The sequence below is a fragment of the Larkinella bovis genome, assembly GCF_042655385.1.
In the GTDB taxonomy this organism is placed as follows: Bacteria; Bacteroidota; Bacteroidia; order Cytophagales; family Spirosomataceae; genus Larkinella; species Larkinella bovis.
The window spans coordinates 54,277-73,716 of sequence record NZ_JBHSMA010000014.1 but is presented as its reverse complement, the minus strand read 5'-3'; the positions used below and the strand labels follow the sequence as shown (position 1 = coordinate 73,716).

General features: G+C 53.1%; 13 protein-coding genes. All 13 read right to left on the bottom strand.

Annotated features, from left to right (window positions below; all coding sequences use genetic code 11):
• Positions 1-62 precede the first annotated feature (62 nt).
• Positions 63-1,316: a methionine adenosyltransferase gene (gene metK, locus ACFPMF_RS25095; protein ID WP_379850332.1), complete on the bottom strand. Its 1,254-nt coding sequence runs from the start codon at positions 1,314-1,316 to the stop codon at positions 63-65.
• A gap of 57 nt (positions 1,317-1,373) precedes the next feature.
• Positions 1,374-3,047 (bottom strand): type 1 periplasmic-binding domain-containing protein, encoded by a 1,674-nt coding sequence (locus ACFPMF_RS25090; RefSeq protein WP_379850330.1) that lies wholly within the window; start codon positions 3,045-3,047, stop codon positions 1,374-1,376.
• Positions 3,044-5,308 (bottom strand): hypothetical protein, encoded by a 2,265-nt coding sequence (locus ACFPMF_RS25085; RefSeq protein ID WP_379850328.1) that lies wholly within the window; start codon positions 5,306-5,308, stop codon positions 3,044-3,046. Before ACFPMF_RS25085 ends, ACFPMF_RS25090 begins: the two co-directional genes overlap by 4 nt.
• Positions 5,305-6,498 (bottom strand): BatA domain-containing protein, encoded by a 1,194-nt coding sequence (locus ACFPMF_RS25080; protein ID WP_379850326.1) that lies wholly within the window; start codon positions 6,496-6,498, stop codon positions 5,305-5,307. The genes ACFPMF_RS25085 and ACFPMF_RS25080 overlap by 4 nt, the downstream gene beginning before the upstream one ends.
• Positions 6,498-7,364: a DUF58 domain-containing protein gene (locus tag ACFPMF_RS25075; RefSeq protein WP_379850324.1), complete on the bottom strand. Its 867-nt coding sequence runs from the start codon at positions 7,362-7,364 to the stop codon at positions 6,498-6,500. The genes ACFPMF_RS25080 and ACFPMF_RS25075 overlap by 1 nt, the downstream gene beginning before the upstream one ends.
• Positions 7,365-7,460: 96 nt before the next feature.
• A complete protein-coding gene (locus tag ACFPMF_RS25070) occupies positions 7,461-8,438 on the bottom strand; it encodes an AAA family ATPase (RefSeq protein WP_379850322.1) in 978 nt (325 codons plus the stop codon).
• 3 nt (positions 8,439-8,441) lie between these two features.
• Positions 8,442-9,059 carry a DUF4159 domain-containing protein gene (locus ACFPMF_RS25065; protein WP_379850320.1) on the bottom strand — a complete coding sequence of 206 codons (618 nt, stop codon included), beginning with the start codon at positions 9,057-9,059 and terminating at the stop codon, positions 8,442-8,444.
• Positions 9,060-9,192: 133 nt separating this feature from the next.
• Entirely contained in the window at positions 9,193-10,530 is a 1,338-nt protein-coding gene (locus ACFPMF_RS25060) for a TldD/PmbA family protein (protein WP_379850318.1), read from the bottom strand.
• 95 nt (positions 10,531-10,625) lie between these two features.
• Positions 10,626-12,266 (bottom strand): TldD/PmbA family protein, encoded by a 1,641-nt coding sequence (locus tag ACFPMF_RS25055; protein WP_379850316.1) that lies wholly within the window; start codon positions 12,264-12,266, stop codon positions 10,626-10,628.
• Positions 12,267-12,663: 397 nt separating this feature from the next.
• Positions 12,664-14,013: a TldD/PmbA family protein gene (locus ACFPMF_RS25050; RefSeq protein WP_379850314.1), complete on the bottom strand. Its 1,350-nt coding sequence runs from the start codon at positions 14,011-14,013 to the stop codon at positions 12,664-12,666.
• Between the two features lie 87 nt (positions 14,014-14,100).
• Positions 14,101-15,744: a TldD/PmbA family protein gene (locus ACFPMF_RS25045; protein WP_379850312.1), complete on the bottom strand. Its 1,644-nt coding sequence runs from the start codon at positions 15,742-15,744 to the stop codon at positions 14,101-14,103.
• Positions 15,745-16,014: 270 nt separating this feature from the next.
• Positions 16,015-17,277 carry an SGNH/GDSL hydrolase family protein gene (locus tag ACFPMF_RS25040; RefSeq protein WP_379850310.1) on the bottom strand — a complete coding sequence of 421 codons (1,263 nt, stop codon included), beginning with the start codon at positions 17,275-17,277 and terminating at the stop codon, positions 16,015-16,017.
• A gap of 16 nt (positions 17,278-17,293) precedes the next feature.
• Positions 17,294-19,396 (bottom strand): right-handed parallel beta-helix repeat-containing protein, encoded by a 2,103-nt coding sequence (locus ACFPMF_RS25035; protein ID WP_379850308.1) that lies wholly within the window; start codon positions 19,394-19,396, stop codon positions 17,294-17,296.
• Positions 19,397-19,440 lie beyond the last annotated feature (44 nt).

The window sequence follows — 19,440 nt, the reverse complement described above, 5'->3', positions numbered from 1 at the left end:
ATAAAAAAGCCGTCCTTTCAGGACGGCTTTTTTTGGTTCAACCGATGGACCACCCGCAGGTTTTAGAGCCCAAACGCTTCTTTGACTTTATCAACATAGTCGAGTTTCTCCCACGTAAAGAGTTCGACTTCGACTTCTTTCGTACTGCCGTTCGAGCCAAAAACTTTTTTCACAACCTGGTTCTGGCGGCCCATGTGTCCGTACGCTGCGGTTTCTGAATAAATCGGATTGCGCAGTTTCAGGCGCTGCTCAATGGCATACGGCCGCATATCGAACAGTTCTTCGATTTTGGTCGCAATTTCGCCGTCGGTCATGTCCACTTTGGCGGAGTTGTAGGTGTTCACGTACAAACCGCAGGGTTTAGCCACCCCGATCGCATAGGAAACCTGCACCAGCACCTGGTCGCACAAACCGGCTGCCACAAGGTTTTTGGCAATGTGCCGCGTCGCGTAAGCCGCCGAACGGTCTACTTTCGAAGGATCTTTCCCGGAGAAGGCGCCCCCGCCATGAGCCCCTTTGCCCCCGTAGGTATCTACAATGATTTTACGACCCGTCAAACCGGTATCGCCATGCGGGCCGCCGATGACAAACTTGCCCGTCGGGTTGATGTAATACGTAATATTGTCGGTGAAAAGCGCCTGCAAGTCCGGTTTCAGCTTCGCCTTCACGCGCGGAATTACAATGTTGATGATGTCTTCGCGAATCCGCTCCAGCATCACCGCATCCGTACCGAAATCATCGTGTTGTGTCGAAACCACAATGGTGTCAATCCGCACCGGTTTGTCGTCATCGCTGTATTCAATCGTCACCTGCGACTTCGCATCGGGCCGCAGATACGTCAGAATATCCGATTCGTGGTTACGGATATACGAGAGTTCCTGCAAAATCTTGTGCGCCAGATCCAGCGGCAGCGGCATGAAGTTTTCGGTTTCGTTGGTCGCGTAGCCAAACATCATCCCCTGGTCACCCGCCCCCTGATCTTCGGGATTGGAACGTTCAACCCCCTGGTTGATATCCGCCGACTGATCGTGAATGGCCGACAGGATTCCGCACGAGTTGGCTTCAAACATGTATTCACTCTTGGTGTATCCAATTCGTTTGATGACTTCGCGCGCAATTTTCTGAACGTCAAGGTATGTATTGGTTTTTACCTCGCCCGCCAAAACGACCTGACCGGTTGTAACGAGGGTCTCGCAGGCAACCTTGCTGGACGGATCATACGCCAGAAAGTGGTCAATCAATGCATCGGAAATCTGATCCGCAACTTTGTCGGGATGTCCTTCAGAGACTGACTCTGAGGTAAATAGATAAGGCATTGTACGTTAGATTTAAGACCAAAAACAGCCACAAAGCTACTGGAATTTTATGAGAGGTCAAATGCTAAATTTTGGTTCCAGCCAAAGCAGCGTTAAACAACCCAGGAATAGCAGAAACCAGCCCCAGTCCGGTATTTGAACGGAAAGCGAGCGCAGAACCGCGGCTTTTGCAACTTCCGTTTCAATCGACCGGGCCCGCATATACGCCCCCAGCAGCGGATTGCCGTAACTGGTTTTGCGCCCCGGCGAATCCACGTAGATTTCCAGCGAATCCTGTAGCGACTGCCAGCCCGAACGACCAAAGGTATACGAAAGCTCGGCCGACAACTCGTTGATCGCCGAATAGGTCAGCCGAATCGGCTCCTGGCCCAGCCGGACAGACGGGGGTTTCGCCATCAGGTTATTGAACCGAACCACCGTCCGAAGCCCCGCAAAAACCGGCGCATCGACCTGAACGTTGTTGGTGTAACCGGGTTGCAGTTCTGCCAGAATCGCCGTCCAGATTCGGTCGTAGGCCAGGGTATCACCACTCAATTTCAGCGGATACGTTTCGCTCAGCAGACTAAAACCGATGTTCGCCGTTGTTTTCTGAACCGCAACGGGATAGCCCCAAACCGCAAACTGATTCGGAGCCTCAACGAATTGGAACGGCAATGCCTGCAACCCATTCCCGACAGAAACCGTCGCTTCGTTGGCGATTTTCTTCACCCGCCAGCGGGTTCCCAGCGCCTGATTGAGAGTTTTGCTGTCCGCTTCCGGGTCCGAACTGTTTATCAATAAGACCGGTTTTCCCTGCGCAACGGCCTTCTTAACCGCCGGATTCGTCACGTTACCCGGGTCTGTAATCAGGACGTCCGGGGCAGCAGCCCGGTTGATCTGAACACGGTTGCTGATGTCTCTGGAAACGCGCGAAATCAGTTGGACGGAATTACCCTTTTTCCCCAGCCAGTCCGCGAGCGTTTTGCTTTCGAAATCCGGATAATCCAGTAGAAACTGGTACGTAACCGGCTCCGGCTTCCGGGCAAAAAACCGGAGCGTATCCAGCGGTTTTTGGTCGAGGACCAATTCTACCTCGGTGCGTCCCTGCGAAAAAACCGGAAACTGCAACTGGAAAGTCGAATACCCCATTGGGATCGTTAAACTATCGAGCGTCTGTTCACCGAACCGGAGTTTAAGCCGCTGCGAATGCGACGATTGGATCGACCCGCGAACGGTTTGCAGGTCGCCCTTTCGAACGATCCCCTTCCACTGCCAGAACTGAATCCGGTCGGGCGGGCTGTACGGAATCCAGCGTACGGTTTGTCGGCTCAGCTGCGCTAACGCATCGGGCGAAAAACCGCTTCCCACCAGGGTGACCGAATCAATGGAACCGTCAACCAGTTGTTTTCTGAACGTCGATGACTGAAAGGCAGTCGCCCGAACCATCCGTTCTAGGCGCAGGCTATCGTTCAACTCGTTCAGAAAACCGGACGGCACATCCGGATCGGCGATCAAAACCGCCTTCGAACGATGCGGAACGTTCCATTCCAGCCGAAGGAAATAGCTGACCAGTACGAGCCACAGTCCGACATTCAGGAAGCCCCGAATCCACTTTCTGCGACGCGAAATCCCCCTGTTTCCCACAATCAGCCAGACCTGAATGAAGAGTAGCGCCACCAGCAGTATGGCCAGCATCCAGTGCAGGGGATCGGATGAACGAAATGAAAAGAGGAAATGGTTGAATACGGTCATTTGAGGTGCTTCCAAAAGGCTTGTTCCAGTTTCCGCTCACTGGCGTAGGAGCCGGTTTTGTTGGGAGCCGAAACCCGGGTTAGCGCGTACAATCTGGTTTTTAATGTCACTTTTTCTGCCTTCGCAAGCGCTTTTCCGTCGCCCAGTTTCTGCAAGATCGCAACTGTGGACCAGTTGGATAAACTACTGTTTACCAGTTCGACTGTTAGCAACGAACTCAGTTGCCGGACGCTTCTTTTCTGGTGCGGATCCAGGCTTTTTAAATCCAGGTAGCCCAACACATCAGCCGCGAGTTTTTCCGTGCGAACCGGGTCATAATGACGTTCCTGAGTAAAGCCGGTATTCACTTTTTTTAATTCACCGGTTAACCGGGTTTCTTTCTCTTTAATAGGGGGCGGATCGTAACCGCTTTTCTTAACAAACGTCCGGGCTTTGTGCTGCGCGGCTTTCAGATAAACCAACGCTTTATTCTCAAATGGCAACGCTTTTTCCGGTTCGTATAACCGCAAATGCAGTTCCGATTGCCACATCTGTTCGAGGGCCATTTTCAACAGGCTCCGCGTCGATTGTTCGTAAAAAGTATTGGCTTCCGCGTCATCGTGCGAATGGATATACTGCTCCATCAAAGCCGCAACGGGGTCGCTGTTCTCAGCGCCCGGTTTCCCGGCTTCGTGCCCGTGATCGTGCTGACCGGGCGCCGGCAACTCCTTTTTCTGCTGACTTTCCGCCTTTTCGATCTGTTTGAAAGCAAAGGGCTTTGGTTCGTTTTTCTCTTCCTCGGTATCGTGTTTATGGATAAAGCCTTCCAGCACATTGCCCTCGGGGGCCAGGTCGTGGCCTCCAATCGAATTTTCAAACTCTTCGCCTAAATATTGCCCGTACCGCAGCCGTAAAACTTTCTGATCAAACCCGATTTCGTTGGATATACTTTTAAACTCTTTGGCGGAGATTTTTTTCTTCCGGGCCAGCAGTTTTTCGGTATCGATAATAATCTGCCGCTGACTCCGGAAATACTCCGGCATAATGTTGACGGCCATCGTCGCCAGTTCGGCTTCTTCCACTTTGGCGGTATCTTTATAAACCACAAAATAGGTATCCGACTTGGCAAAATTGGGCTCCGGCTGTTTATTATCAATGGCGGCCCAGTAATAATACAGCTCGTCGCCCGGCGCAAAATTAAGGGCTTTTAAATCAATGGTTTTGGCAAGTTGCGCGTCTTTAAAATGAGTTTGTGGCAGGGGGAATTTGACCTCCCTGAATTTTACATTTTCCCCGGAGCCGCGCGCCAGCGTAGCAATAATATACGCCTGTTGCACCTTAAAATCGTCTGATATTCGGGCCGAAACCCGCAGGTTTTTATCATCCTTCAGGAAATGAAACTGGTATATTTCTTTGGAGTCCGGCTGAATTTTGGGCGCCAAGTCGGGTTGCGCTTCCAGCCGGTAAAAATCCGACTGGTAGACCAGCGAATCGTTTCCACGGGGGGCTTTCCAGTAGGCTTTCAGTGCATAAATCCCGGAGCTAATTAACTGATCGCGGTATTCGAAAGACGATGCGTTTTTTTTAAACGCCCGTTCTTCACCCCGGCTATTAGCCAGGCGAACGGAAAGACGGGCCGGATCACTGAAGGTAACCTGCCACCGCAGTTGCGATCCACTGACCGCTACGGCATTTAAATCCGCCGATTCGTTCGTGGGCAGACCCGTGTAGGCGGGTGGTTGGACCCGTAAAACCGCCGATTGAAATGCCGGTATCGACAACCGGTTTGGCTTTGCAGCAGCCGACCTGTCATTGGTCATTTTTTTCAGAACCGGGTCAGTCGTAGGCAGCAACGGGATAACATACGCAACCGCCAGTATCACCAGAACCGGTGTCGCATAGAACCCGGTTTTTGAAAAAATCACCGAAAAGAACTGGCTAAACGGCGTGTGAATGGTTTGAATTCGCTCATTCAGGCGGGCCAGCTGGAGCTGTTCGGCCAGGTTCAATTCCTGTTTTTCCAGAAGCGGCAAACTGTATTCGGCCTCGCCAAGGGTTCGGTGCAGGATGGAGATTGCCTGTTGCTTTTTACTTTGAAAAAGCCCCGTATACCAGGCCCCGACGGCAAACCCAACGGCCCCGGCCAACGCGGCAAAACCGGCCGGAGCGCCGGCCAGGCCGGCCCCCAAACCAACCGCCATTCCCAGCAGCAGGCTTTTCAGCAGCGCATTCGCAATGAGCTGATAAATGAGCGCCGACAATTTACGTTTCAGTTCGTTCATGCGTTTTTCTTCAAGGCTACCCAGCGCTCCACGCCCGTCACCACCACCAGCGCGATCAACACCCAGTTACGATCCGCTTCCGGTTGCTGCCGATCCGGCCGGGCTGTGGCAACAAATACGGTTTTTAACTGCTCGGGACTCAGCTCCGTTTTTTCGGGTTTCATCCTAAAATAAGCGATCAATAACTCACCCAGCCATTCCGGTAACTGACCATTCCGAACCCGTTCGGTACGCTGGGGGCTAAACGTTTCTCCGACATAGATCACATTGGAAACCGTCTGCACCTTCGGCGTTCCCGAAATGACATAAAACGTTTCCGGTTTGGGCGTTACAACGTCCGTGTCTGTTAGAATCCAGTCGTATTTTTTTGCCGGATTTTCCCGTTGTTCCTGCTGAATATCCAGCGAATACACTTCCGATAAAGCATCCAGGGCCGCCGACACGGTTTGCTGTTCTATCTTATCGTTAAACCGGACCAAAACCGTTAGGGAATCCGTATGGATGGGCGCTGATAAAAAGCGGGCAGCCGGGTCTAAATCCTGTCCGGTAATCAGGCGATTCGACAGGTTGACAAAGGTCTTTTTCCCATCCGAAAATGCCAGATAATTTCGAAGCGGTTGGCTTACCGAATCCGGAACAAGGTGCAATTGATAGGTATCAGGAACCCGAATAAAAGGAGCGTTTGCCAGGCGCGAATCATTCACTAAATAAAGGTTCAACTCCGTATTTTCTTTCTGCAAACGGTTGATTACCGATTGCAGCAAAGCCGGACTAAATAGCGGCTGGTCGGGCCATCCATCCGTTTTTTTCACCAATTCGGTGCTGCCATCGATCCAGTAAACCGCTTCTCCTCTTCGGGTGGCCTCCTCCAGTTCAAACCGGAAATTGTCAACCACTATTTTCTCGGGTTGCACCAAATGAATTTTCTGAACCGCCGGCGATGGCCGCAACCAGCGAAAAACTGGCTGGCTCAACAAAACCGCCAGTAAAACCAGGAGCAGACACCGCAGCGCTAACAGCCAGGGGTTATCGAACTGGAAGCCCCGCTGTTGCTGCTGATCTTTTTCCTGCAACCAGCGCATGGCGGCCCAATCCAGCGTTTTCCCTTTTTTCTGGTGCCAGAAATGCAGGATTACCGGAATAGCGACGGCACTTGCCCCCCACAACATGAACGGTTGTAACAACTCCATTAAACTCTCCGCTTGGTCAGAAAATCTTTCAACGCCCGGGCAACCGGCTCGTTGAGGTTTATCCGAATTAAATGAACGTGGGGCAGGGCTAATTCCGTCTCCAGTTTTTCCAGATACGCAGAAACCGATTGCTGAAATATTGCCCGGACTGTATCAGCCTGCACTTCCATCTCCCGGCCGGTTTCCAAATCCTTAAAGCGGTAAAAACCGCTCAGGTTAAAATCGGTTTCCTGCTGACCCAATATCTGAAAAATAACAATTTCCCGCCGGGGACTGGCGACGGTTTTAATCAGGTCAAGCCACTCGGTATTGGCCTGCAAAAAGTCCGAAACCAGCACGAACAACTCCTTTTGTTTCTGCTGAAACTCCGGAAAACGCACCTGATCCGGTAGCCATTGCCCCGATGCTTCGGCTTTCTGCAGCGCGAATAATATCCGTTGAAAAGCTTGCTTGCCCGCCGGAACCAGGGTTTGCAGGCCCCCATTTTGCAGGGCGTACAAGCTCATCTGATCGTTCTGCCGATAGCCCAGATACGCCAGGGAAGCCAACAGAAGTTTCGCATACGCCAACCGGCTGACGCCCTCTTCCGTATAATTCATTGACCCGGACAAATCCAGCAAAAACCGGATTTGCAGGTTGCTTTCCGTGGCCGATTCCCGGACCAGGTGTTTATCGGTTCGGGCGTACAATTTCCAGTCGATGCGCCGGGGATCATCGCCGGGTTCGTAGTGCCGGTACTGCTCAAATTCCGTCCCCGAGCCGGATCGCTTGCTGGCGTGAATACCCAGCAGCAACTCATCGCTGACGAGTTTCCCGGCCAGTTGCAGGTTATTGAGCTTGATCAGATCCGTTGCTAATTGAGACATAGGCCGTTATATCACAGAGTAAATCAAAGATTATCAGGGTTTATCAGAGGGCTCTCCGCTCGACTCTGATGGTCTCTGATAAACTCTGTGTAATAGCTATTTCGTTAACAATTCCTTAATCACCTGGTCCGTGGTCACATTTTCCGCTTCGGCGCGGAAGTTCAGGGCGATGCGGTGGCGCAGAATCGGGTAGGCCAGCGTCTGAATATCTTCGGGAATCACCGAAAACCGCTCGTGCAAAACCGCCCGGGCTTTGGAACACAACACCAGCGCCTGCCCCGCCCGGGGACCCGCCCCCCAATCGCACCACTGTTTGACAAAGGCCGACAAACTGCTTTCGGGCCGCGTCGAACGAACCAGTTTATTGATAAAACCGATGAGTTCATCGTTGATGTGGACCTGCCGCGTTAGCAACTGTAAATCAACAATTTCCTGATCGGTCAGGATGGTTTTCAGTTCCGCCCGGCGGGTGCCGGTGGTGCTTTTCAAAACGTTCAGTTCTTCCTGTTCCGAGGGGTAACTGAGTTTGATGTAGAGTAAAAACCGGTCAAGCTGGGCTTCCGGCAACGGATATGTTCCGGCCTGTTCGATCGGGTTCTGCGTCGCAATGATCAGGAAGGGCCGGGGCAGTTCGTAATCGGTGCCCCCGTAGGTTACCTTGTATTCCTGCATGGCCTCCAGCAAAGCCGCCTGGGTTTTGGGGGGAGTCCGGTTAATTTCGTCGGCCAGCACCACGTTGGCAAAGATCGGCCCGCGGTTGAACTTAAAGAATTTCTTACCCGTATGATGGTCTTCTTCCAGAATTTCGGTCCCGACAATATCGCCCGGCATCAAGTCGGGTGTAAACTGAACCCGTTTAAAATTCATTTCCAGTGCTTCGGCCATCGTCTTCACCATCAAGGTTTTGGCCAGGCCCGGCACCCCTTCGAGCAGGCAATGCCCCCCGGCCAGCAGAGCAATCAGAATTTCATCAATGGCCTCCTGCTGTCCGACAATCACTTTCCCGATTTCGTTTTTCAGCAGCGGGAGTTTAGCTACGAGTGTTTTATAATGCGTCAGTTCCTTGGTTTCCAATGATCAGGCGGTTAATGCGTACATGACAATATTGACCCCAAATTTGGTATTATCTTCGGCTAGAAAGCGTTTGTTGCGAAAGTCGTAATCCCACTCGCAACCGTAATCCTTGTTGCTGTAGAGAACGCCGATGCGTCCGTTGATGGAGATGGCTTTGAGATAATCGTGGACCAGGTCATCGCCCCAGCCGTTCAGCTCGAAGGTGGTGGTGGGCGGTCCTTCGTCAAACTGAAAAAAACTCTTGTAAATCGGATGCGTGTTCGGAATTTTCTGCAACGCCTTCGGCCCGAAGGTCCGCGCCATTTCCTGCTCGAACGATTTGGCAAACAGGCCATCGATGTCGTGGTTGCAGTCATCGACAAACACAAAACCGCCGTTCTGCACGTAGCGCTTGAAGTGTTCGCGCTCCTGGGTTGAAAATTCGACCAGTTTATGTCCGCTCAGGTAACAGAACGGACTTTTAAAGATCTCATTACTGGTCAGTTGCACGACTCTTTCTTTTTCATCGACCGGTAGGGTGGTGTACTCCACCAGGGAATGCAACAAATTGGAAGGCATTCGCTGGTCGGTATCCCAATCCCCGGAATTGTACTGGATGCGTGTGAAAAAGAATGGTTTCAAAATCAGGTTGATGAAGTTAATAAGTTGTTACACAGAGCTAATCAGAGAATATCAGAGTAACCAGAGAGGTCCCTGATAAGCTCTGATTCTCTCTGATTAGCCGCCGGGCGGCCCCGCCTGTGTAACAGCAAATCTAAACCGCGTCCGATAGCGAACTAAACGTAAACTCCCGGATTTTCATGGGCGGAATCAGGTAATTGGAATCAGATTCGGTGCTGACCACCCGCTCCGGTTTACCCAGGGCTTCGAGGTTGTTCAGCATGATCACCGGGCTCTCGTTGAACCGGAAGTTCTTCACAGGGTGCTTGATCTTACCGTTTTCGATGTAAAACGTACCGTCGCGGGTCAGGCCGGTCAAAAGCAGGGTTTGCGGATCGACCGAGCGAATGTACCACAGCTTGGTCACCAGAATTCCGCGCTGCGTACTCTTGATCATATCGTCGAGCGAGGCCGTTCCGCCGGCCATGATCACGTTGTTCGGAAACGGCACGGCTTTGACGCCCTTCTTCTGCGCCCAGAACCGCGAAAAGGCCATGTTTTTCACCACGCCTTTCTCAATCCAGTTGATCTTCTCCTGCGCCCGGCCATCGCCCGACCACGGAGCAGCGGGCAGTTCGGGATGCGTCGGATCGGAATAGATCGTCACGCGTTCGTCCACAATCTTCTCTCCCAGCTTGGTTTTACCCCCCGGTTTACTCAGAAATGACCGCCCTTCGTCGGCACTCCGGGCGTCCATGCTGAAAAAGATGTTTTCCAATAAAACGGCAGCCGCCGTCGGTTCCAGAATGACGGTGTATTTCCCCGGTTCCAGCGCCTTCGCCCCGACCGAACCCAGGCATTTCTGCACCGCAATTTTGGAAGCCGCAGCCGTGTCCAGTTTGGCAAAGTCACTGACACCCCGAATGACGTAGCCCGATCCCGTACCGTCGTCCGTCCGGACGGTCAGCGAAAAGTTCACATTGGTACTGGGGTAATACGCAAACAGGCCTTTGGAGTTCATCATGGCCGAATAACCGCGGTTATCCTCCATAAAACCGGCCGCCGACAGCTTCTGATTTCCGGATGCCTCCAGGCTTTTGGCCACGGCTTCGGCCCGGGCTGCGGGCGTAATTTTAGCGGTCGATTCAAAAAAACCGTTCGTTTTTAGGTAGTTTTGCGGTCCCAGAACCCCCATGTACTCCGGATTTTCCGGGGCTAACCGGGCCAGTTCTTCCGACCGGCGCACCACTTTTTCCAGCGACGCATCGTCAAATTCGTCAATGGTCGCAATACCGACTTTTTTTCCAAACGACGACTGGACCTGTAAATTCTGATTGATCATAAAACCGCTCGTCGAGACTTCGTTACGGGCATACCGGATATTTCCCCGCTCCTGCCCGAGCAGATTAGCCTCGCACTCGTCGGCCTTCGAATAACTTAATACCTTCTGAAGCAACGCCTTAGCCTCCGCTTCGGATAATATAACTGCCATTTTTCGTTTAACGTTTAAGGCGTAAGGTTTAAGGTTAAACAGTAAGGGGCCGCTTGCAAACCACCTTAAACGTTAAACTTTAAACCTTAAACTTTTCAAATTTTCCGTGCTGTATTGATGACGTTGACGCCGTTGAAACGGGCGGTCGAACTACCGTGGGAGACGGCGCTGACCTGCATGGGCTGACCTTTTCCATCGAAGAACGAACCGCCCAGGCGGTAATCCCGCTCGTCGCAGATCTGCGTGCAGGAGTTCCAGAATTCCTGGGTGTTCGACTGATAAGCCACATCTTTCAGCATACCCGCAATCTGACCGTCCTTGATTTCGTAGAACAACTGCCCGCCAAACTGGAAGTTATACCGTTGCTGGTCGATCGAGAACGAACCGTCGCCGATGATATAAATGCCTTTTTTGACATCCTTGATCATGTCCTGCACCGAAAGGGGCGTTTTGCCAGCCGCCAGCGACACATTGGCCATGCGCTGGAATTGCACGGAGCCCCAGCTGTCGGCGTAACAGCACCCCTGCGACTCGTTCTCACCAATGATGTGCACCTGATCCCGAATGGCCTGATAATTGACCAGCGTACCGTCTTTGACCAGATCCCATTTTTTACAGGCTACTCCTTCATCATCCCAGCCAACCGCGCCGAGCGACCCCTCCTGCGTTTTGTCCGCAAACAGGTTGACGATTTTGCTGCCGTAATTGAAGTTTTTGGATTTCCATTTATCGAGCGTGGCGAAACTCGTTCCGGCAAAATTGGCTTCGTAGCCCAAAACCCGGTCCAGTTCCAGCGGGTGTCCGACCGACTCATGAATCGTCAGCCAGAGGTGTGAGGGGTCCAGCACGAGGTCATACTTCCCGGCTTCGACCGACTTGGCGGTGAGCTTCTGCTTGGCCTGTCTGGCAGCCGCCGTCACGTCTTCCAGCATGTCGTACCCTTTGTTATAGCGGGTTGTAATGCCGGTTATCTTATCGCCCGGATTAACTTGCAGGTAATCGTACCCCATCCCCATCGGTGCACTTAACTCACCCCGGGTTTCGAATTTACCTGACTTGGGATCAATGGCCGTTACCTGAAAAGTGGGCCAGATGCGGTGAATATCCTGATCGATATACGAACCGTCGGTGGAAGCAAAGTACTTCTGTTCGTTGACCATGAACAGCACCGAATTGACATAGTTAGCCCCGTTTTTCAGGGCCGCATCGTTGACCGACAACAGCAGATCCACCTTCTCCTTGATCGGCACTTCGAAGGCATTTTTCTTGATGGGCGCTTTCCAGCTCACCTCGCCGTAGCCTTTCTGCGGGGCCAGTTGCACCGGCTGTTTCATTAAGCGGGCGTTGGCTTTGGCAATGGCTACGGCTTCTTCGGCGGCTTTGGCGGTTTGGGCCTCATTCTTGGCATCCACCACCGAGGCAAATCCCCAGCATCCGTCGGCAATCACCCGCACCCCGACGCCGTAGGATTCCGTGTTGACAATGTTCTGCACTTTGTCCTCACGCGTGGTTACAAATTGCTGTAAATACCGGCCAATCCGAACATCCGTGTAGGTAGCCCCTTTGGATTTGGCCGCATTCAGGGCGGCATCGGCCAGTCGTTTTTTGACGGCCACATCTACACCGGGTTCCAGCAGCGCTTCCGGGGCGACCGGGCGACCGAAAACCGTACCGTTAGGTAAAAGAAGCGCACCAGCACCTAACCCGGTCCATTGGAGAAAATCTCGACGGTTCAATGTTTGTCTGTTAATAAAGTGATTGGTATATGATAAACGAAATCCGGGCCGACTTCCGTAGGCTCTCCGCTCAAAAAGTATTTGTTCTACTTCTTCAGCCTTCAAGTCCAACGAAGTAGCCGCTGTCCGGTTTTGTTAAAAATGCGAAATAAGCCTCCGCTCCCTATCCTCCAGATTGGGGGATATTTTACCGTTAAAGCCCTCCTGCGGCTTAGTCGCCGATCAGAACCGGGCGACCGGCACCGTACCGACGGATACACGAACCGTTTGCCCGACGTATAAACCGTTAAAACGGTTCGGTTCCTGCAGGCTCCCTATTGCCCCCGGTTAAAACCGGGGGCTGCTAAATAGCGATTTCGGCGTTTTTTTAGGGTAAATGCAGTCAACCCGGAACCTGTTATACGGCATCCGACAGGCTGCTGAACGTAAAATCCCGGATTTTCATCGGCGGAATCAGCACACCACCGGCCCGAACCGGTTTGCCCAGGGCTTCGACGTTGTTGAGCATGATGACCGGACTTTCGTTGAACCGGAAATTTTTGATCGGGTACTTGATCTGCCCGTTTTCGATCAGAAACGTTCCGTCGCGGGTCAGACCGGTATACAGCAAGGTCTGCGGATCAACGGCCCGGATGTACCAGAACCGGGTAACCAGGATGCCTTTTTGGGTGCTTTTGATCAGATCGGCCATCGACTGGTTACCGCCCTGCATGATAAACCCGTTCGAAGGCGGCACCGCCTTGACACCCGCTTTCTGCGCCCAGTACCGCGAATAACTCAGGTTTTTGATGATTCCGTTTTCAACCCAGAGTGTTTTTTCCATCGGCCGACCGTCTACACCGCCACCGCCAAACCGGCCCCCACCGCCACCCAGAAAGGGCGAACCCGGAATTTCAACGTTGGCCGGATCGGAATAAATCGTAATGCGCTCATCAAAGAATTTTTCACCCAGCCGGGTTCCTCCGCCTTTCCGGCTCATAAAACTCCGGCCCTCTTCGGCATTGCGGGCGTCCAGGTTATTCATCATCAACCCAATGAGGTCGCTGGCGGCCGTCGGTTCCAGAATCACCGTGTACTTGCCGGGTTCCAGCGCTTTGGCGTTGACGGATGCCTGCGCCTTCTGCATGGCAATTTCCGTGGCTTCCTTCGTGCTCAGTTTCGATACATCATTGAAATCGCGGACGGCATAGCCGGAACCAGTCCCGTCGGCGGTGCGGGTTGTCACCGAAAAATCAACCGACGTAAACGGATTGTATCCAAACAAGCCCCTGCTGTTGGCAATGGCCGAAAAACCGGTGGTATCTTCCAGATAACCGGCGGCCGTCAGGTTCTTTTTGCTGCACGGATCAATGCTATCGAAAGCCGCCTGCGCCCGGAATTCCGGATTGATTTTGGCGGTACTTTCGGCGTAGGAGGCCGTTTCGATGTATTTCTGAGGCCCCAGCATCGGGACATATTCCGGATTTTCGGGTGCCAGCCGGGCAATTTCCTCCGCCCGCCGGACGGTTTTCTCCAGCGAGGCATCATCGAATTCGTTGATGGTAGCCGACCCTACTTTCTTGCCAAATACGGCCGTAACCGCCAGGGCTAAATTATCGGTTTCGCCACTGGTCGAAACCGTATTCCGGGCGTACCGGATGTTACCGGTGCGGTTTCCGTTCAGGCTCACGCTCATTTCGTCCGCCTTGGAATAACCCAGCACCTTATCGAGTATTTTTTTTGCTTCTTCTTTGCTTAAAATGGCCATGATCGTTTAACGTTTAACGTCTAAGGTTTAAGGAATAAACAGCTAACGTGTTATACGTTAGACATGAACCTTTAAACCTTAAACTCTTCAGATCTTCCGTCCGGTATTGATGACATTGACGCCGTTGAAGCGAGTCGTGGGGCAACCGTGCGAAACCGCACTGACCTGCGAAGGCTGGCCCTTTCCGTCGAAAAAGGAGCCAAACGTGCGGTAATCGTTTTCGTCGCATAGTTGCGCGCACGAATTCCAGAATTCCTGCGTGTTCGACTGGTAAGCCACATCATCCAGCATACCGACGATTTGTCCGCCCTTGATCTCGTAGAACAACTGCCCCCCAAACTGGAAGTTATACCGCTGTTGATCAATGGAATATGAACCACGGCCGAGAATATAAATACCCTTATCGACGCCCTTGATCATGTCGGACACCGAGCGTTTTTCGGCACTGGGTTTGAGCGAGACGTTCGGCATCCGCTGAAACTGGATCGAATCCCAATTGTCGGCGTAACTGCAGCCATTCGACTCGGTGCCGCCCAGAATTTTAACCTGATCGCGGGTCGCTTGGTAATTGACCAGAATCCCGTCCTTGATCAGATCCCACTCCTTGGTGGGTACGCCTTCATCGTCGTAGCCCACGGTGCCGAGCGTATACGGTTGCGTTTTGTCGGCCACAATGTTGACGATCTTGCTGCCGTAATTGAAGTTTTTGGATTTCCATTTGTCGAGTGTCGCGAAGGAAGTTCCCGCGTAGTTGGCCTCGTAACCCAACACCCGGTCCAGCTCCGTGGCGTGGCCGACCGATTCGTGGATCGTCAGCCCGAGGTGATTCGGATCCAGCACCAGATCGTATTTACCGGACTGAATGGATTTGGCGGTGAGTTTCTGCTTCGCCTGTTGAGCGGCCCACGTCGCATCCTCCACCATATCGTACGAATTGCGGTAACTGATCAGGCCGTTCGGACCGGGAATCTTATCGGAAGCCGTGCCGTCCAGGTATTCATAGCCCATGCCCATCGGCGAACTGAGCGCATCCCGGGTTTTGAATTTTCCGGCCTGGCGGTCTATCGCCGTCACCGTGAACGTCGGCCAGATGCGGTGAATATCCTGATCGATGTATGAACCATCGGTCGAGGCAAAATACTTTTGTTCATTGATAAAGAACAGGTTAGACGTTACAAAACCGGCCCCATTTTTTAGGGCGGCATCGTTCACCTTCATCAACAAATCAATCTTTTCCTGAACCGGCACCTCGAAGGCGTTTTTTTTCAGGGGTGTTTTCCAGCGCACCTCGCCGACGCCCTTCTGCAGAGCCAGGTCAACGGGTTCCTTCTGAATTTTGGCATTGGCCTTGGCAATGGCCACGGCGGTTTCGGCGCATTTGGCGATGGCCTCGGGCCGCACGTCACTCGTCGCCGAGAACCCCCACGTTCCGTTGGCAATCACGCGGATGCCTACGCCGTAGGATTCAGCGTTGGTGATGTTCTGCACCTTCATTTCCCGCGTAAACAGAAACTGCTGCAAATACCGCCCGATCCGCACATCGGCGTACGTCGCGCCCTTGCTTCTGGCCGCATTCAGGGCGACGTCAGCGAGCTTTTTTTTCTGGGCAGCATCGGCGCGGGGTTCGAGCATCCGGGCCAACGGAACCGAGTCGCCCAAAACCGGGATGGAACTTCCCAGTAGCGCACTCATTCCCAGGCCGGAGAGTTGGATAAAATCCCTTCTTCTCATGGGTTTGTTGATGGATAAAGTAAACGGTCAAATACAGAATAGACGGCTGGTTTGAAACCTGATTTCGGCAATAGCAGAACAATTGCCTTTATTAATAGAGAAGTAACGACCACGAAAATGGGCAAAAATCCCTAAATCCCCAAAAAACAGGTTCTATTTCACACTTCCGCTTTCTGTTAATTTGGTTCCTGTTCCGTACGAAAGAATAATATACCATTTGGAAGGGACCGCGTGAACCCGAATCTGTGCCGGTTGTCTTCCCGTCAACCTTTATTTTTCCAGCTTTCCGATGATCAGCAACTGACCGGCATACACGGCGTTTTCGGCGTACCGACGCGGATCATTGATGGTCTGGTTGCGTTTTTGCAGGATGGCGGCTTTGTCCAGCGGTTCCGCCGAAACCGTCAGCGTAATGGTATGGCTCTTTTCGTCGAGCGTGGGCAGAAAGAAATAATGCGACCGGTAATAGGTTGCAAAACTGTCGAACCGGGGATACAGCGCGCCCGGCGTCCCATCGATCGTGACGGCGTATTGCCCGCAACCCGGACCGATGACGTCGTAGAGTCCGGCCATTGTGCCTTTGAATCTGATCTGCAGCGATGCACCCGGCTGGTTCGATTTGAGCAGGGACGCAAACCGGTTCCGAAGCTGACGCGCTACCGTGTCATTATCGGGTGTCACTTCCTGCCAGTTTCCCTGCCGGACCAGCGATTGCACCGGAATCATCTGCGCATTCTCCCAATTGTCGGACACAAACGGTTTCAGAACGGCGTGAGCACCCGGTTTTCCGACAGTGGCGATTTGCCGCATGGCCCCGCTCAACGCTTCCGTATATAACCGGTGGCCGGTATCCGAATACGGGTGGGTTTTGTCGGGCGCAAAAACCGTCTTGTCGGGATAGTCTTCTTTTTTGCCCCCCCAAATCAGTTTTCCCTGCCGATCCAGCCGAATCACTTCCAGCCCCATGTGTACCGACGGAATACCGTAATGATGGGCGATCTGTTCCATCGCCCGCACCGAGTTCGGCATCCGTCGTTCCAGCAGAACCGGCGCCATCGGCGCGTTCAGGGTGTAGACAAAGCAAATGTCGGTTTTGCGGTTTTGCCGCCAGATTTGGCGCACAATTCCCTCCATCGCCTTGTGAATCTTTTCGGGCTGCTGGCCGCTGTCATTCACCGCAAACTCGACAAACACCAGATCCGGTTTGTGTACCAGCACATGTTGGCGGAGCCGGAAAACACCCAGATCGGAACCGGTTCCGCCAATGGCGGCATTAATATGCGTCAGGTTCGCTTTTGGATACTGCTGCTGCAACCAGTTCAGCGATTGTTCGCGCCAGCCATGGCCCGCTTCGGTGATGCTCCCGCCAAAATAGGCAATCGAAACCGGCCCGCCCTTTTGCAGTTTGTGAAAGAAGTTGGGCAATCCGTTGCGTTCCAGAAACGGCCGGTTTTCCGACAACGTATCGGTCTGGGCCTGCGCGAAGGAGCTGAAGAAAACAACTACAAAAAGAAACGAAAGGATACGTCGCATTGAATCGTTCATTAGGCTATTTTTTTTCGCGTTGCGCCACCATCTGGTCGAATTCCTGCGCCACACCCGAATCCATCCGGGCCTTGTTTTTCCAGGCCATCGAACCGTACACGCCAGCCTGGCTGTAGTCGAACGGTTTGAAGCCGATCCGGTTTACGACATCGGTGTTTTTCAACCGGAAATCGAAAGCCTGCGGATTCACAAAACCCGGATCAGCCACAATCGAATGCGGATCTTTCCCGACCTGTTGCCAGTCTGCTACAGATTGTTTGCCAAACAGCGGCTCTTTCGGGCGGGCATCCCAGTAGCAGTTCTGATCCGAGGTCAGGTTAACTTTCTCCCAATTGCTGCTGAGCAGCGTTCCGGTCCGGTAATAAACGATGTTATTGGTAAACGAAAACGACCGGTGCGGTTCGACGCGCGTGGCCTGCAACTGCGCCTTGATGTTGTCGGCAAAAATGTTGTTGCGAATGAGGTTATCCCGGCCGTAATGCTGGTGAAAACCGGAGCTTTTGCAGGCATACACCAGGTTGTTTTCCATCACGATTCCCGTCGAGCCTTCGTCGGTATACAGGCCCCAGCCGCCGTAATCGTAGGCATAAATGTGGTGAATGACATTGTTCGAAACGACCGTGCCTTCCGACATGCCCAGTGTATACACGCCCCCCATATCGCTCAACACGCCCCAGCCCAGGTGGTGAATGTGGTTGTATTCAACCCGGTTTCGTTTCGACGGGCTGAAGGTGTAGCCCCAGACCCAGCCGACGGAAATGCCGGAATACCGAAAATCGGCGATTTCGTTATGGGTCAGCGCATTATCCCGGCCGTTAAAAATAATCAGGGCGACGGCACAGGGAAAAACGTGTCCGCCCGACCGCATGATGTTGTTGTCGACGGTGATGTGGTGCGTTACTTCCGACGAATCGGGCCGGATGACGGTTTCGCCGATTTTCACCCCGCTGGCACCCAAATCGTGCAGGTAACAGCGTTCGACCCGCCCGTTGGCGCAGGCCCGCCGAAACCAGATGCCGCTGCCGCCGGTATGCGCAATTTCGCAGTCGAGAAAGCTGATGTGGTCGGCGAAATCGAGTTGGATCGTTCCGTCGACCCGCGCTGCCGCCTGTTCCGGTTCATTCCCGAAAGCAGGCATCCGATACCCCGCCATCTGGAACGACAGGTTCTCAAACCGGATATTTGTCACCCGTTTGCCGCTTTTTTCATTCCCTTTGACAATGACAAACTTCTCGTTAACCGGCGCATAGCAGGCCATTTTTTCGATGGTTTCGCCGGGACGGGGACGGTAATAGAGCGTACCCGACGGTTCGAGAAACCACTCACCCGGTGCGTTGAGGGCATTTTTTAGATTTTCGAGCACAAAGAGCGAGTGGCTGGTGATCTTATTCCAGGGTTTAAGCCCATCCCCCGCGATGTAGATGGAGGTATCGGCCCGGCTGATGGAAAGCACCGGTTTTCGGGTATTGTCCCAGTTGTGATAAAACGTCACGACCACCCGGCTCAATTCGGCTTCGGAGAGCTTTTGCAGCGCATCCAGGCTCTCGATCGGCACCCGGATCCGCTGCACGGCAAACTCCGGAGCGCGCCCGTTTCCTTTGTTCAGCACCGTTTCCGTCACGGAGATCGGCTGAAAAAAACCGTCGTTGGGCGTTCGGGCCCGCACTGCCCGCTGACCGTTGACGTACAGTTGCTCGAACTGCCAGCCAAACCGGCGTACTTCGGGAATATCTGCTTTCCAGAGTTCGTCCGAAACTTTCTCAAAACCGCTGATCCGGAGCCCGCCGTTGAAAACCGGCATACTGCCCGCTTCTCCCTTGATGACCAGCGGAGCAGTTTCCGTACCCGAGTCTTCCGGGCCCAGTTGCAAGGGGTCCGTCAGGCGGTATTCGCCTTTCCGAACGATGATTTCGAGCGGCCGGGTCAGCGGTTTTTGTTTGCGCAGCAACCGCGCCCGATTCCGGGCGGCTTCCAGCGTCGCCAACGGTTTCTGGAGCGTTCCGGCGTTTTTATCATTGCCATTGGGCGCAATGTAAATGGGCTGGGCAACGGATTCGATGGTCAGCAGCAGACTGGAAAGCAGGAAAAGAGGAAGGTTTTTACGCATAATCGGGAATAATGGTATAATGGAAAGACAATCAAACCCGCTTC